The following is a 17101-nucleotide window of genomic DNA, read 5'->3' on the forward strand; positions in this document are numbered from 1 at the left end:
AAATTGAAACATGAGTTATTTGAATTTCAACAAAGAAGAATTGGTTAACTTGGAATATTCCTTAAAAAGAGAGGTGCTTTCGACCAATAGGGCCGGGGGATATTTTTCGACGACCATAGTCTGTTGTAACACGAGGAAGTATCACGGGTTACTGGTAGTGCCGATCAAGGAGTTCGGCGGGGAGAACCACGTGTTGTTGTCCTCGTTGGACGAAACGATAGTTCAGCACGGCAAGGAATTTAACTTGGGTATACACAAATACCCCGGGATATACGAGCCTCGCGGGCATAAATATATCGTGGATCTGGAATATGATCCGCTGTTTACATTGACGTATCGGGTAGGAGGCGTCGTGTTGAAAAAAGAAATTTTGATGGTGCACAATGAGGCACAGTTATTGATACGTTATACATTGGAAGACGCTCATTCGGAAACGTTTCTGCGTTTGAAGCCGTTTCTTGCCTATCGCAACGCGCATGCGTTGAGCCGAGCGAATATGATGGCAAACACGAAGTACGAGACGGTTGAAAACGGTATCCGTTCGAAGCTCTACGTCGGGTTTCCGGCGTTGAATATGCAGTTGAGCAAGGCGAACGAGTTCGTGGCGGTACCCGACTGGTATTATAATATAGAATACTTGGAGGAGAAGGCACGCGGGTATGATTACAAGGAAGATTTGTTCGTGCCGGGATACTTGGAAGTGCCGATCAAGAAAGGAGAGAGTATCATTTTCTCCGCTTCGACGGAGGAAATAAAAACCGGCGGTTTGAAACGTAAGTTCCAACAATTGGAAGAAAAACGGAAACACCGTGACGATTGCGAGAGTTGTTTGACCTATTCCGCTTCGCAGTTTATCGTGCATGACGGTAAAGACACGGAGGTGGTGGCAGGTTACCCGTGGTTCGGGCGATGGGGACGTGACACGTTTATAGCCTTGCCCGGTTTGACGTTGGCTGCTTGCGGCAACTTGAAGGAGTGTAAAGAAGTGCTCGACACGATGTCGCGGCAGTTACACAACGGCTTGTTCCCGAATATCGGTAAGGGGGATAAAGCGGCATATAACTCGATAGATGCCCCGATGTGGTACTTCTGGGCAGTGCAACAGTATGACGAGGCACTGAACGAACCGGGAGTGATATGGAAGACCTACGGGAGCAAGATGAAAGCGATTCTGGCGGCGTTCCGGGACGGTATTAACCCCGGGTTGCATATGGACGGTAACGGTCTGATTTGGGCGTCGCAGCCCGGCAAAGCGTTGACGTGGATGGACGCCGTGGTAAAAGGTGTGCCAGTGACAGCCAGAGCCGGGTATGCCGTTGAGATCAATGCGTTATGGTACAATGCCGTTTGCTACTCGTTAAAGTTGGCAGAAGAGGCAAAAGACAAGAAATTTGTTGAAGAATGGAAAGATATGCCGGAGTTGATACGGAAGTCGTTCGTGGAAACTTTCTGGAACGAGGAAAAGGGGTATCTGGCGGATTATGCGGACGAGCGGGGACAGAATCTGTGGGTAAGACCCAATCAGGTATTCGCTTGTTCTTTAGCTTATTCCCCGATTACCGACGATATGAAAGAAAGCGTGTTGAGGGTGATTACCAAAGAATTGTTGACCCCCAAGGGACTCCGTACCTTGTCACCCGAGAACCCGAATTATCACGGGCATTACGAGGGCGACCAGAATCACCGGGACGAAGCGTATCATCAAGGTACGGTATGGCCTTGGCTGATCGGGGCGTATATAGAAGCGAATTTGAAGTTGTACGGGAAACAGTTTTTACCCGAGGCAAAGGAGTTGTTGGATGGATTCGAGGATGATATGACGCTTTACGGGGTATATTCGATTGCCGAAGTGTATGATGGTGATCCTCCACATCACCCGAACGGAAGCATATCTCAGGCTTGGAGTGTGGGAGAAGTCTTGAGAAGCATGGAATTAATTAGAAAATATGAATAAATCATTCATGTTGCCACACATATAAATTATATAATATGAAAGTATTGATGTTTGGGTGGGAGTTTCCACCACATATTGCAGGGGGCTTGGGAACGGCCAGTTACGGCTTGACGAAGGGATTGGCTAAACATGGAGTCAAAATCATGTTCGTTATGCCTAAGGCCGGGGGTGATGAAGACCAAAGTGTTGCAAAGATCATTAATGCGAGTGATGTAGAAATGATGAGCGAGTATTCTACATTGGACGAATACTGGCAGAACGTGAACTTTATGGAGATCGGTTCCAATCTGGTGCCTTATCTCGATCCGGAAACTTTCGAGAGAACGGTGACAGAAGCGGTGAAGACCGGGGAGCACGGGGAACATATCACTTTCCGTAACAAGTTTCAGTTCTCCGGTAAATACGGGGCGAATCTGATGGAGGAGGTTGCACGCTACGCCATGGTGGCTGGGACGATAGCGGCGCAACAGGATTTTGATATTATACATGCGCACGACTGGCTGACGTATGCTGCCGGGATAGTGGCAAAGAAGGTTTCGGGCAAACCGCTGGTGATTCACGTGCATGCCACGGAGTATGATCGGAGCGGGGAGCATGTGAACCAACAGGTGTATGATATCGAACGGCGGGGAATGGAGGTCGCCGACCGGGTGATTACCGTGAGTAACTTGACGCGTAATATCGTGATCAATCGTTACGGTATTGATCCCGACAAGGTGGTGACCGTTCATAACGCTGTGGATTTTCAAACACGCGAGGACATGGAAGTTGAACGGGGCGTGAAAGAGAAGGTGGTTACGTTTTTGGGACGGATCACTTTCCAGAAAGGTCCCGAGTATTTTATAGAAGCAGCGTACAAAGTCTTGAAACGTTATCCTAACGTGCGTTTCGTTATGGCGGGAAGCGGTGACCTGTTCAACCGGTCTATCCGTCGGGTGGCACAGTTGAAGATAGCGACAAAGTTCCATTTCACCGGATTCTTGCGGGGGGACGACGTGCAGAAGATGTTCTCGTACAGCGACGTGTACGTGATGCCTTCTGTTTCCGAACCTTTCGGTATCTCTCCGCTGGAGGCAATGAGGGCGGGTGTACCCACTATCATTTCCAAACAATCCGGGGTGGCAGAGGTTTTGAAGCATTCTATTAAAGTTGATTATTGGGATGTGGATGCGTTGGCGGACGCCATGTATGCTTTACTGTCTTACCCTGCACTGGGTAAAATGGCGGGTGAACAAGGATTGGAGGAAGTCAATCAGTTGAAATGGGAAAATGCCGCTTTAAAAGTAAAAGAGGTGTACGAAAACGTGTTAGGAATTTAAATTAAGTAATAAAAATAGACGGTTGAAAAGGAAGAAAAGGGAGAAGTCATTTTCAATTTTCAATTTTCAATTCTCAATTAAAAATGTATGGTTATGAGAAAGACATTGTGTTTCTATTTTCAGATACATCAACCGGTGAGACTGAGAAGGTATCGCTTTTTTGATATAGGCAAACGTCATGATTATTTTGACGAGTACGTGAATCGCTCGACAATCCGGCGGGTGGCGGAGAAATGCTATTTGCCGATGAACAGGTTAATCATGGATATAATTAAGCATTACGGGGAGAATTTCAAGGTGAGTTTTTCTATTTCCGGGTCGGCATTGGAACAGTTTGCCCTGCATACCCCGGAGGTGATCGAGAGTTTCCAAGAGTTGGCGAAGACCGGGTGCGTGGAGTTTCTGGCGGAAACTTATCCCCATTCGCTGGCATCCCTCTCGTCTACCGATGAATTCGAGTTACAGGTGAAGCGGCACGTGGAGAGAATGGAGGAGTTGTTCGGTCAGAAACCGGTGACGCTGCGCAATTCTTCGTTGATATATTCCGATCTGATCGGGGAGCGGGTGGCCGCGATGGGATTTGAAGCGATGCTGACGGACGGGGCGAAGCATGTGTTGGGATGGAAGAGTCCGAATTTCCTGTACACGAATGCGGCGAACCCGAAACTGAAGTTGTTGTTGAAGAATTCCCGGTTGAGCGATGATCTTTCCATGCGTTTTGGCGAGCGGGGTTGGAACGAGTGGCCGATCACGGCGGATAAATACGCCCGTTGGTTGAACGAGAGTGCGGCGGAGAGCGAGATAGTGAATCTGTTTATGAATTACGAAACGTTCGGCGAGAATCAATCCGCAGAAACGGGTATTTTCGAGTTTATGCGATCGTTGCCGGAATATATATTCTCCATGACGGATTTCGAGTTTTTGACGCCGAAAGAGGTGGTGAAGAAGCATCAACCCGTGGCACCCTTGCACGTGCCATACCCGATTTCATGGTCGGATGAAGAAAAAGATATTACAGGATGGTTAGGGAACGAACTGCAAACGGAGGCATTCGAGGAGTTGTTCAAGATACAACCTCGGGTGAGGGCGTTGAACGATCAGGCTCTGGATAAGGATTACTGGCGTTTGCAATCGAGCGACCATTTCTATTATATGAGGACAAAACTATTCTCGGATAATGATTTCCACCGTTACGTATCTCCTTACGAAACTCCTTACGAGGCATTTATTAATTACATGAATGTGTTAAGTGATGTTATCTTGAGGGTGGAGGATATGGAAAAAAAGCGTATACTTGTAGATGAAAAGGACACCGATAAAGAGGAAAGCCCCGTGAAATCAAAGAAAACGACGAGGACGCCTCAAAAAAAGAGTGCGGAAAGTTCTGCGAAGACATCAAAAAAGGTGGACGACAAGGAGAAAAAAGTTAAGTCAAAACATTAAAAAGTATGAACAATTTGGAATTGAAAAATCCCGCCTATTTGTTCGAGGTAAGCTGGGAAGTGTGTAATAAGGTTGGAGGTATACACACGGTGATCTCAACGAAGGTGTTGAGTATGGCCGGGGAATTCAAGAACAACCATATATTGATCGGACCCGACGTGTGGCGGTATGATGTACCGAACCCCGAGTTCACGGAAGATCCCCACTTGTTTAAATCGTGGCGTTTGAAAGCTGCGCAGGAGGGGTTGCGTATAAAAGTGGGACGTTGGAATATCGCGGGTAACCCGGCGGTAATACTCGTGGATTTCACCTCGTTTATACCGCAGAAAGATCAGATACTGACCTCTTTCTGGGATAAGTTTCAAGTGGATTCGCTCACGGGACAGTGGGACTACATCGAACCCGTGTTGTTCGGGTTCACGGCGGGAAAAGTGATAGAGAGTTTCGTGCGTTACCATGTGTCTGCGCGTCAGCAGGTGATAGCGCAATTCCACGAGTGGATGACCGGAAGCGGGTTGCTTTACTTGCGGGACGTGATGCCGCAGATCGGGTGCGTGTTCACTACTCATGCCACGGTACTCGGGCGTAGTATCGCCGGGAACGGGTTGCCGTTATACGATCCGATGAAAGACTATGATCCCGCGGAAACGGCAAGGCGTTTTGGCGTGACTGCCAAACAGTCGTTGGAAAGCAAGTCGGCGGAATGGGCGGATGCCTTCACGACGGTGAGTGATATCACGGCGTTGGAGTGCGCGCATTTCTTGGGCAAGAACGTGGATACGGTTACCCCGAACGGGTTCGAGAATAGTTTTACGCCGGACGAGGCGAATTACCCGAGAAAACGTCAGGAAGGGCGTGATAGGTTGTTGAAAGTTGCTCAGGCACAGTTGGGCAGAGCAGTGGCGGAAGACGCGTTGATAGTGGGTATCAGCGGGCGTTACGAGTTCAAGAACAAAGGACTGGACGTGTTTGTCGAGGCGTTGGGACGTTTGAACCGGAATGCGGAAAACAAACGGGATATACTTGCTTTCATTCTTGTTCCGGCAGGCTTCAAGGGCGTGAACCGGGAATTGGTAAATAATCTGGAACGTCCGTATCAAGCGGTGGAAACCGTGTTGCCCTATATGACACACGAATTGTCCGACCCGCAGAACGATCCCGTGTTGCGGAAACTGGGCGAGGAACAGTTGTTGAACCGGGCGGAGGACAAAGTGAAAGTATTTTTCTGTCCGAGTTACCTGAACGGGAATGACGGGGTATTCAATATGCCTTACTATGACCTGCTCGTGGGTATGGATCTGACGGTGTTTCCCTCGTACTATGAACCGTGGGGATACACGCCGCTGGAAAGTCTGGCGTTCAAGGTGCCGACTATCACGACGACTTTGGCGGGATTCGGGTTGTGGGTGGAATCCCATTACAAGAAAGCGCATCCCGGTATCGAGGTGATTCGTCGGGATGACCGGAATAACGAGGAAGTGGTACGGAAGATAGCCGACAAGATAAAGGAGGTTGCCGCCATGAACAAGCGGGATTTTCAAGCTATATGCAAGAACGCGAAAGAAGTGTCCAAGATTGCCTTGTGGGAGAATCTGGTGTCCTATTACAACGATGCCTACCGCATGGCTGTCGGCAAGGTGAACGAACGTATCGCCGAACTTCCGGTCGTGGAGGAGGAGCAATGGTCGTTTATCGAGAAGAAGAGCGCTTCTGCCACGCCGAACTGGATTTCGGTTATCATTCATCGTTCCATCCCGGAACGGTTGAGGGCGTTGGAGGAGTTGACGAATAATCTCTGGTGGTGCTGGAACGAGGAGGCTATTGATTTGTTCAAGAGCATCGACTCGTTGCAATGGATGTTGACTCGTCATAATCCCATCGCCTTGTTGGACAAGATTTCTTTGAATCGCTACAAGGAGTTGGAGAATGACGAGGAGTTCGTGGCACGTTTAGAGGCCGTGTACAATAAGTTCTCGAAGTACATGGAGGAAAAAAAGCAGATGAGTGAGCCTTCTATCGCTTACTTCAGCATGGAGTACGGGTTACATTCGTCATTGAAGATATATTCCGGTGGTTTGGGTGTCCTTGCTGGGGACTACATGAAAGAGGCAAGTGACAAGAAAACCAAGATAACGGGAGTAGGTTTGTTGTATCGTTACGGTTACTTTACCCAGAAATTCTCGGCTGCCGGTAATCAGGAAGCGGAGTATGAGGCGCAGGATTTCACGAAAATTCCGGTAGTCCCGGCGCGTGACGATAATGGTAATTGGTTGACTATCAGTTTAACCTTCCCCGGACGGGATGTGTATGCCCGTATCTGGAAAGTGAACGTGGGACGGGTGGAACTCTATTTGTTGGATACCGATTACGAGGATAATCAAGAAGCAGACCGTAGTATCACGCACTTCCTGTATGGCGGGGATTGGGAAAACCGTTTGAAGCAGGAGATATTGTTGGGTATCGGTGGAATCCGTGCTTTGCGCAAGCTGGGCATCGAGGCGGATGTTTATCATTGTAACGAGGGACATGCCGCGTTTACCGGTCTGGAACGCCTGCGGGAATACGTGGCGGACGGTCAGCTTTCATTCGCGGAAGCGATGGAAGTGGTTCGCGCTTCTTCGTTGTTCACGACTCATACCCCGGTTCCTGCCGGACATGATTCGTTCTCGGAAGGTATGTTGAAGACTTATTTCTGGTTCGTGCCTGATCGGTTGAAGATCACGTGGGAACAGATGTTGGCTTTGGGACGGGTAAACGCGAACGACCCGAACGAGAAGTTCTCCATGAGCTTCCTCGCAGCGAACCTGTCGCAGGAGGTGAACGGTGTCAGCTGGCTGCACGGCAAGGTGAGCCGGGATATATTCAAGGACTTGTGGCCGGGTTACATGCCGGAAGAGTTACATATCAGTTACGTGACTAACGGGGTGCACTACCCGACGTGGGCGGCTCCCGAGTGGAAAAAGATACAGGGGGGTGTGTTCGGTGAGAAGTTCAAGACGCATCATTACGATAAGGCTTGTTTCGAGGGTATTTATCAAGTGCCCGATTCAATCATCAGCGAGACGCGCAACATCTTGCGTTCCCGGTTGATTCGTCATATCAAGCATCGTTTGGCGGACGAGCAGGTCACGGCATATTTTACCCCGAAACAGATCGTGGATATTCAGGACACGTTGCGGGATGATATACTGACGATCGGTTTTGCCCGTCGTTTCGCGACGTACAAGCGGGCACACCTGTTGTTCCGCAACCTCGATCGTTTGAACGAGATCGTGAATAACCCGGATCGTCCCGTGCAGTTTATTTTCGCGGGGAAAGCACATCCGGCGGATCAAGCGGGACAGGATTTGATTAAACGTATCGTGGAAGTGTCGAAATACCCGCAGTTCTTGGGTAAGATATTGTTCCTGCCGAATTACGATATGGACTTGGCACGCCTGATGGTGCAAGGGGTGGATGTTTGGATGAACACGCCCACGCGGCCGCAGGAGGCTTCCGGTACGAGTGGCGAGAAAGCCGCCATGAACGGGGTGATGCATTTCAGCGTCCTTGACGGATGGTGGGTGGAAGGTTACCAGAAGGATGCCGGTTGGGCTTTGCCGATGGAACGGGCATACGAGAATCAGGAATTTCAGAATGAACTGGATTCCGAGATGATATACAATATTATCGAGTCGGAGATCGCCCCCGCATTCTACGATAAGGCGGCCGACGGGATCTCCGCTTCGTGGGCAGGGTTTATCAAGAACACGATTGCCAAGGTGGCGGCAAACTTCACGTCTAACCGGATGTTGTCGGATTACGAGGATAAATTCTATCTTCCGATGTCCCGCCGTTATCACCGTTTGAGCGAGAATAACTATGCTTTGGCGAATCAGATTGCGGAGTGGAAGAAGAAGGTAAGCCGCGAATGGGATTCCGTGCAGGTAGACGGTTTGATATTACCGGATAAATCCAAACAGATTATTTCTCTCGGGAAATCCTATCAGGCCAAAGTTACTCTCGAGCTTGGGGAATTATCTCTTGACGACGTGGGTATCGAGTTGGTTGCCATGATGAAGAAAGACGAGCGGCTTGAGGTTTGCTTCACGCAGGAGTTCGTTCCCGTTTCTTTCGAGAATGGTAAGGGACTTTACTCGATCGAGGTAACTCCCGATGATCCCGGGCAGTTCATGCTGGGCTTACGGATATTCCCGAAGAATATCTTGTTACCGCACAGGCAGGATTTTGCTTTGGTGAAGTGGGTTTAGTTAATTTTAGATTTTAGATTGAAGGACTTCGTAATTTTATATTGACGCTTGAAAAGTTTCCCGGGGCGTAAGGTGGTATTCCAGCTCCTCCTCTGTTTATAGAGGAGGTGGCTGCGAAGCAGACGGAGGAGTTCAATCTAAAATCTAAAATCGCTAAATCTAAAATGGTATCTAGGCTTTCAATCGCATCGTAAACGTGCTTCCTTTTCCTAATTCGCTTTGTACCGTCAGTGTTCCGCTGTGTGCTTCCACGAAGTCGCGGGAGATGGAAAGTCCTAGACCGCTGCCTTGTGTTTTTGTTCCGGGGACGCGGAAATAGTGATCGAAGATGCTTTTGTGGTAGCGGGGATCGATGCCTTTTCCGAAGTCTTGGACGTACAATTCGATATATCCGTCTTGTGTTTGGCAGGCTCCGATAATAACTCTACTGTTCTCCGCCGAGTAGCGGATGGCATTGCTTAACAGGTTTGTCAATACCCATGCTATCTTCTCGCTGTCAACGAACAATTTGCCGATTTTATCTTCGGGGTATTCCACTTCAATCTGGATGTTGAATTTCTCTGCCTGTACCCGGTTCGCTTTTATAGCGTAGTCTATCAATTCTATCGGTTTCGTGATTTTTGGTTTCAGTTGGAGTTTACCCGCCTCGACTTGAGTCATATTCAGCAATTCGCTCGTGATGTTCAACAGTCGTTCCGTGTTCTCTTTGATACTATTGGATAAATCCTCTTGTTCCGGGTTTAGTGCACCGATTCGCTTGTCTTCCAGCAATTGCAGGCTCATGAGAATAGCGGAGAGGGGTGTCTTCAACTCGTGGGAAATCGTGGAAATAAAAGTAGTTTTGGCGGAATCCAGTTCTTTAAATTCCGTGATATTCTTGAGCATGATCACGTACCCTTTCTTTTCGGGGGCTTTGCCGTTTTTACCCGGTTGGGTGATGGTCATGTATTTGGCTTGGAAATAACTTTCTTTATTGTCGGCATAGATTTTCAAGGGTTCCTGCTTCTCCCGCGGGTGTTCGCCGACCAGTTCCCGTATCAGTCTGCGCAGCAGATCATTTCGTAGGGCAATATCCTGTGCCGCTTGGTTCAATATTTCCTCTCGTTTCAGGTTCAGTACATTCAGGGCTTCGTCGTTGATAAAGAGGATTTTCATCTCGTTATTCAGTCCGATAATCGGATCGCTGAGGCTGTTGATGATGGTTTCCATGTATTTCTTTGCCGACATCATCTGTGCCAGCGTGCTGGCGTGATAATCGGCAAGGCGTTGTGCCATACGGTTGAAGTTCTCGGATACTACTGAAAATTCTTGATTATCCTTTATATTCAAGCGTTTCTCGTAGTTATGGTTTGCGATTTCGGTGATGGCGTCGGTTAATTCCTTGATCGGTTTGTTAATCGAGGAGGGGAGGCGTATCAACATGGTTATCCCTATACCGATACATATAATTCCGACAATAGCGATCCATAACAAAGCCCGGTTCAGACCGGGGGCGGCAGCCGGACTGTCCGGCTCGGTTGCGGTCAGTATTTGTAAGTTTACTACCGACAGGGCGACCAGCAATATGATCATGGCAACCAGAACCCCTATCCCTATCGTTAATTTTGCCTTTATATTCATGATTCTCAGTTTTATTACGCGAGTATAATCAAATCAATGTTCATTTCTCTCATTGCGTTTAGGAATTTTCTGTATCTGTTGATTTTTATCCATGAAGCAGGCATTCTGAAACTCGGTTGCCCCATGCAGATGGTGGTGATTTGCCTCGTGCGGCAAGTATTGACGATGGTTTTCCACACGTGCGGGGAAGCGATTTGCATCACTTCGCCCCCCAGTTCGGTAGCCAGCTTGAAGTGGTTCAGTAGATGGCGTTGCGTGGCGAGCCCGATGCGGTCGGCGTTTTCCCGCGGTGTTTGCACGTAGAGGGCTATAAACGTGGTATTGTAATGTGCGGCGAGTCGGGCGGCTTTGCGGATAATGTGGCGGGGAGTCTTTTCATTGCTGCTGACGCAGGCGAGAAATTTCTCGTGCCGGATACCCATATCCCCGGCGACAACTTCCGTTTCTACCTTTTTCTCTACACGGAAGGCGACCTCTTTTAAGGCTAATTCCCGTAATTGCAGGATATTCTCTGTTTTAAAGAAATTATTCAACGCCAGTTGAATCTTTTCTGGACGGTAAATCTTCCCGGCTTTCAATCGGTTGATCAGTTCTTCGGCGGTCAAGTCGATGTTCACGACCTCGTCCGCTTCCTGTAACACGCTGTCCGGGATACGCTCCTTGACCTCGATTCCGGCAATGTTCTTCACCTCTTCGTTTAGGCTCTCGATATGTTGGATATTGACGGCGGAGATCACGCTGATTCCGGCATTCAGTAACTCTATGACGTCTTGCCACCGCTTCTCGTTCCGGCTGCCTTCCACGTTGGAGTGTGCCAATTCGTCGACGATCACCAGTTCGGGGTGTTGCATCAGGATTCCTTCCAGATCCATTTCTTCCAGTTCTTTCGCCTTGTAGAATATTTTCTTTCTCGGGATGACGGGAAGCCCTTGTGCGAGGGCTTCCGTTCCGGTACGTCCATGTGTTTCGATATACCCGATCTGTACGTCGATGCCGTTCTCCAGTAATTCGTGCGCTTCCTGCAACATACGGTAAGTTTTACCTACACCGGCAATCATGCCGATGTAGATTTTAAACTTGCCTCGTCGCGACCGTTTGATTAGGTCTAGGAAATATTGTACGTTTTCTTCTTTGCCCATGAACTTGTTTTTATTTAGAACTCGATGCACCACCCGGCGATAAGATAGGTTTTGTCAAAAACCGGGGAAGCGATTGCCTGTACAAATATAGGCAAAGAAAAGCGTTCCCCGAGTTTGATTGACTTGCTTGCTTTCAGAGAAATATCCATGAATCCGGCTTTCTCCGCGTAATACATCCCTTTCCACGGGGTAAAACCGACGGCAGGAGTAAGCGAGATCTCTGCCGGGCAGTTGAACACGTATGATGCGCTGATATAAGTCGAGTAGGCACGCTCTCCCTCGTCATTATCGTCACTTCCGGCGAACATCGTTGCCCATCCCAGCGTCAAGGGGCATTTTTCCCCGAACGTGTACGTCAGCGATACCTCGAAGTGGTGGTCGTTCTTGTAGTCGCCGTAGGGATTGGTGATGCCGTTCCACCAGTAGTCAGTGAGGGTGAGGCAGAAGCGATTGAACGAGTAGCTCAAGTTGATGTCAAACTCCTGCGCTCCGTCCGCTTTTGTCAGACTCTGGCTGCCCCACGCGCTCAGCGAGAAGTTCTTGTAGGCGAGTCCCAGCGTGGGTTGGACGGAGAAGCCCGAATTTTGGTAGGCTCCCCGCCAAATATAATCGCTGGCGAAGTCTATTTTACCGTTTACTTTCAGTTTGTCTTGTGCTTTTGTCATAAACGGAACCATCATAAGAAGTCCCAATGCAATAATTCTAAAACTCTTTTTCATGTTAAATTCTTTTTGTGTTACTACTATTTCCGCTTCGGTAAAACTCCTCCGTCTGCTTCGCCGCCAAGTGAGCCCGGAAGCCGGTCTCGAACCAGCTCCCGCTCGGCAAACCGAGAGCAAGCTCTCTTTCTGCACTCGCTTAATCGCTGGTTTCCTCTATAAACAGAGGAGGAGCTGGAGCCTCATACCGAAGACGTTGAGTAACTAAGCTCTCCCTCTGTTTATAGAGGGAGTACGGCGAAGCCGGGAGGGAGTTTTACCAGATTCTTGGGTTCTCCCTACCGCGGAATAGCGGTAACTTTCATTTATTATTAGCTGCTTTTTCCAATGCTACATTTAGTTTCAACACGTTTACTTTTTCCGTACCGAACAGACCGAGGAACGGTTTCTCCACGGCTTCCTCCACGATGGACAACACTTTTTCTTCGCTCATCTTCCGGGCTTCGGCTACACGTTTTGCCTGCACGTAAGCGCATTCCGGTGTGATGTTCGGGTCTAGCCCGGAACCGCTTGCGGTTACCATCTCGGCAGGAACTTCACTGCGTTTCAAGTAGGGATGATGCACGAGGAAGGTGTCTACCCGTGCTTTTACCTCGTCGAGATATTCTTGGTTGGTAGGTCCTTTGTTGCTACCGCTGGAACTTGATGCGTCATACCCGTCACCGGCACAGGAAGGTCGTCCCCAGAAATAGATGTCCCGCGTGAAGGTTTGTCCCACGTTGGCGGCTCCCACTATTTTGCCGTCCAGCTCGATGATTTCCGCGTTGCCGTCGTTTGGTGCGGCTACTTGGGCGAATAACCACAGTACGAGGATATAAAACACGGAGAAGAAGATACAGAAGACGATAGTGATTCTAAATGACTTTATAAAATTTTTCATGACTTTCAATTAAAAGAATAAACCAACAATTAGATCAATCAGTTTAATTCCGACGAACGGAACGATGATACCCCCTGCACCGTAAATCAGCAGGTTGCGGCGGAGCAGGGCGGAAGCCCCGATCGGTTTGTACTGTACGCCTCTCAGTGCCAATGGGATCAAGATGGGGATAATGATCGCGTTGAAGATGATGGCAGAGAGAATAGCACTTTCCGGACTGTGCAATCCCATGATATTCAACGCGGCAAGTTCGGGGATTGACAGCATGAACAGGGCGGGAACGATGGCGAAGTACTTTGCCACGTCGTTGGCGATAGAGAAAGTTGTCAATGTACCTCGTGTCATGAGCAACTGTTTCCCGATCTCCACGATTTCAATCAACTTCGTGGGGTCGTTGTCAAGGTCTACCATGTTACCGGCTTCCTTGGCGGCTTGCGTACCGCTGTTCATGGCAACTCCCACGTTGGCTTGTGCTAAGGCGGGAGCATCGTTCGTTCCGTCACCCATCATGGCAACCAGCTTTCCGGCGGCTTGTTCTTTCTTGATGTATTCCATTTTGTCTTCCGGTTTAGCCTCGGCAATGAAGTCATCCACCCCGGCTTTCTCGGCGATGTATTTTGCCGTCAGCGGGTTATCACCCGTCACCATCACTGTTTTCACACCCATTTTACGCAGGCGTTCGAAACGCTCTTGAATACCCGGTTTGATAATATCTTGCAACTCGATAACCCCGGCAACCTTCTTGTTGATGCTTACCACTAGCGGGGTACCTCCGTTTGCCGAAATCATTTCGACCAGTTTCGTGATTTCCGTCGGGAATTTATTCCCGGCTTCTTCCGTTAACTTGCGGATCGTGTCAAACGCACCTTTCCGGATCTCGGTACCGTCCTTCAGGTTGATACCGGAACAACGGGTTTCGGCAGTGAATTTAATCATCCGTGCGCCTTCCGTGTGCAATCCCCGCACGCGCAAGCCGGATTCATGAGCCAGCTCGATAACGGACTTCCCTTCCGGCGTTTCGTCAGACACGGACGAGAGCATACAAGCCTCTATGAATGCTTTCTCTTCCATACCTTCCACCGCGTAGAACCGTGTCGCTTTCCGGTTACCGATAGTGATCGTTCCCGTTTTATCCAACAACAGGGTATCTATGTCCCCGGCTGTTTCTACCGCTTTTCCCGATTTGGTAATCACGTTGGCACGTAGTGCCCTGTCCATTCCGGCGATACCGATGGCGGAAAGTAGTCCCCCGATGGTGGTCGGGATAAGACACACGAACAAGGATAGGAAAGCCGCGATAGTGATTACCGTTCCCGTGTAGTCGGCGAACGGTTTCAACGTCACGCACACGATCACGAATACCAGCGTGAATGCTGCCAATAAGATAGTCAACGCGATTTCGTTCGGGGTTTTCTTGCGGGATGCGCCTTCCACGAGGGCGATCATCTTGTCAAGGAAGCTCTCTCCCGGTTGGGTGGTAACCAGTACCTTGATACGGTCGGACAGCACTTTCGTACCGCCTGTCACGGAACTTTTGTCCCCGCCGGCCTCCCGGATAACGGGAGCGGATTCCCCCGTGATAGCACTCTCGTCGATGGAAGCCAGTCCCTCGATGATCTCCCCGTCCGAGGGAATCACGTCACCTGCCTCGCACTCGAAAACATCGCCTTTCTTCAATTGTGAACTGCTCACGTGTTGGATTTTCCCGTCCACGATGCGTTTGGCGGGAGTTTCCTCTCTCGTTTTTCTCAAACTGTCTGCCTGCGCTTTGCCTCGTGCTTCGGCGATTGCCTCGGCGAAATTGGCGAATAGCAGCGTGATAAACAGGATGACGAACACGCAAGCGTTGTAAGCGAATGAACCCTGCTCATCGTTGAATATAGAGTATATCATCACGGCGAACATGATCACGGAGCAAACCTCCACCATGAACATGATCGGGTTCTTTATCATCACCCGCGGGTTCAATTTCACGAATGATTGTTTTAAACTTTCCATTACCTGTTCTTTGGGAAACAGGGAAGTGGTTTGATTGTTTTTCATATCTCAAAAATTCCAATAAATGTTACAAACTTAAATGCTCGGCAATCGTACTCAAAGCGTGCGCGGGGAAGAATGACAGGGCTGCCACGATAAAGATAACGGCAAATGTCATCATGCTGAAAGTCACCGTGTCCGTCTTCAGTGTACCGGCGCTTTCCGGCACGAATTTCTTACTTGCCAGCAACCCGGCGATGGCGACCTGCCCGACGATGGGCAAGAAACGACCGAGAATCAGCACGATACCGCAAGAATAGTTCCAGAACCACGTGTTGTCGCCCAATCCCTCGAAACCGGAACCGTTATTCGCTGCCGATGACGTGTACTCGTAGAGCATCTCGCTCAACCCGTGGAAACCGGGATTGTTCAACCAACCGCCTTCGTTCGCCACGAACTGTGGGGCATGCACGTACAGGTAAGCCGCTAACGCCGTTCCGACCAAGATAATGAACGGGTGCAGCAGAGCCACGATGGATGCTATTTTCATCTCCCGCGCTTCCACCTTCTTGCCGAGAAATTCGGGGGTACGTCCTACCATCAATCCACTGATGAACACGGCGATAATGATAAACGTGAAGTAATTCATCCAACCCACGCCGACACCACCGAACCACGTGTTGATTTGCATGTTCAACATCTCCATCATTTCGGAAAGCGGCATCGTGGAGTCGTGCATACCGTTCACCGAACCGTTGGAAGTCACCGTCGTGGTGATACTCCACAAGGCTGTACCGGCAGAGCCGATGCGTACCTCTTTTCCTTCCATCGCTCCGTTTTCCTGCGCGATGCCTAGCTCGTCAATCCGCGGGTTACCGCCCATTTCCTGACTCACGTTAATGCACACGCCAACCAGATAAGCGAAAAGCATCACCCCGTAAATGCAATATCCCAGTTTCCGGCGGCGCAGGTAGAACCCGAACGCGAACGCCATCGCCATGGGTATAAGTAATATGGCTATACATTCCACCATGTTGGACAAGTAAGTCGGGTTTTCCAGCGGGTGGGCAGAGTTTACCCCGAAGTAACCTCCCCCGTTCGTTCCCAATTGCTTGATCGGCACGATAGCCGCGGTCGGTCCCTGTGATACCATTTGCGTGGTGCCTTCCATTGTCGTTACTTCCATTTTGCCGTCGAATCCCATGGGCGTACCCTCGATAATCAGGATAAAACCGACGATTAGCGACAGCGGCAACAGGATACGGGTACAACTCAACACCAAGTATTTCCAGAAGTTGCCGATCGTCCGCGTCGTCTTGGCGGCAAGTGCTTTCATGATTCCTGCCATTGCCGCCATACCGCAGGCGGCAGTGATAAACTGGAACAGCATGATAACGAACAATTGCGTGAAGTACGTCAACCCGCTCTCGCCGCTGTAATGTTGCAAGTTACAGTTCACCATGAAACTGATACACGTGTTGAATGCTTGGTGTGCGGTCTGTCCCTCGTTCCCGTCCGGGTTCAACGGCAGCACACCTTGCGTCACCAGAAGCACCATACCCCAGATAAACCAGAAAAGGTTCACGATCAACAACGCCTTCAAGAATTGTTTCCAGTTCATCTCCTCTTCCGGGTCGATACCGCTCCACTTGTAAATCAATCGTTCGATCGGTTTCATGAAATCCGACCACGTCCGCTCGCCTCTATAAACTTTGGCAATATATTTTCCCAACGGGTAGGCAATCAGTCCCATCAGGAGTATTTGCGCGATAACACCTAAAATTTCCGTATTCATACCGT

General features: G+C 49.5%; 10 protein-coding genes. 4 read left to right on the forward strand and 6 right to left on the reverse strand.

Annotated elements, in window-relative coordinates; translation table 11 throughout:
• Nucleotides 1-10 precede the first annotated feature (10 nt).
• The 4 genes from L0M98_RS04505 to glgP all read left to right on the forward strand — a co-directional run bounded on the left by L0M98_RS04505 (nucleotide 11) and on the right by glgP (nucleotide 8966).
• On the forward strand, nucleotides 11-1954 hold the full coding sequence (locus L0M98_RS04505; protein WP_227215154.1) for an amylo-alpha-1,6-glucosidase: 1944 nt from the start codon (nucleotides 11-13) through the stop codon (nucleotides 1952-1954).
• Nucleotides 1955-1989: 35 nt separating this feature from the next.
• Nucleotides 1990-3273: a glycosyltransferase family 4 protein gene (locus tag L0M98_RS04510; protein ID WP_099291986.1), complete on the forward strand. Its 1284-nt coding sequence runs from the start codon at nucleotides 1990-1992 to the stop codon at nucleotides 3271-3273.
• A gap of 93 nt (nucleotides 3274-3366) precedes the next feature.
• A complete protein-coding gene (locus L0M98_RS04515; protein ID WP_099291987.1) occupies nucleotides 3367-4716 on the forward strand; it encodes a glycoside hydrolase family 57 protein in 1350 nt (449 codons plus the stop codon).
• Nucleotides 4717-4721: 5 nt separating this feature from the next.
• Entirely contained in the window at nucleotides 4722-8966 is a 4245-nt protein-coding gene (gene glgP, locus L0M98_RS04520; RefSeq protein WP_227215156.1) for an alpha-glucan family phosphorylase, read from the forward strand.
• Nucleotides 8967-9137: 171 nt separating this feature from the next.
• Here glgP and L0M98_RS04525 read toward each other — a convergent pair whose 3' ends face one another.
• The 6 genes from L0M98_RS04525 to kdpA form a co-directional block, all read right to left on the reverse strand.
• On the reverse strand, nucleotides 9138-10586 hold the full coding sequence (locus L0M98_RS04525) for a HAMP domain-containing sensor histidine kinase (protein WP_227215158.1): 1449 nt from the start codon (nucleotides 10584-10586) through the stop codon (nucleotides 9138-9140).
• Nucleotides 10587-10600: 14 nt separating this feature from the next.
• Nucleotides 10601-11725 (reverse strand): sensor protein KdpD, encoded by a 1125-nt coding sequence (locus L0M98_RS04530; protein ID WP_227215160.1) that lies wholly within the window; start codon nucleotides 11723-11725, stop codon nucleotides 10601-10603.
• A 14-nt stretch (nucleotides 11726-11739) separates the two neighbouring features.
• On the reverse strand, nucleotides 11740-12444 hold the full coding sequence (locus L0M98_RS04535) for a hypothetical protein (protein WP_227215162.1): 705 nt from the start codon (nucleotides 12442-12444) through the stop codon (nucleotides 11740-11742).
• Between the two features lie 301 nt (nucleotides 12445-12745).
• Nucleotides 12746-13324 (reverse strand): K(+)-transporting ATPase subunit C, encoded by a 579-nt coding sequence (locus L0M98_RS04540; protein ID WP_186975026.1) that lies wholly within the window; start codon nucleotides 13322-13324, stop codon nucleotides 12746-12748.
• Between the two features lie 9 nt (nucleotides 13325-13333).
• Nucleotides 13334-15367, reverse strand: coding sequence for a potassium-transporting ATPase subunit KdpB (gene kdpB / locus L0M98_RS04545; RefSeq protein ID WP_227215163.1), 2034 nt, complete (start codon nucleotides 15365-15367; stop codon nucleotides 13334-13336).
• 22 nt (nucleotides 15368-15389) lie between these two features.
• Entirely contained in the window at nucleotides 15390-17096 is a 1707-nt protein-coding gene (gene kdpA, locus L0M98_RS04550; protein ID WP_227215165.1) for a potassium-transporting ATPase subunit KdpA, read from the reverse strand.
• Between the last annotated feature and the right edge of the window lie 5 nt (nucleotides 17097-17101).

It is taken from the genome of Butyricimonas sp. DFI.6.44 (assembly GCF_022132345.1).
Lineage (GTDB): Bacteria > Bacteroidota > Bacteroidia > Bacteroidales > Marinifilaceae > Butyricimonas > Butyricimonas muris.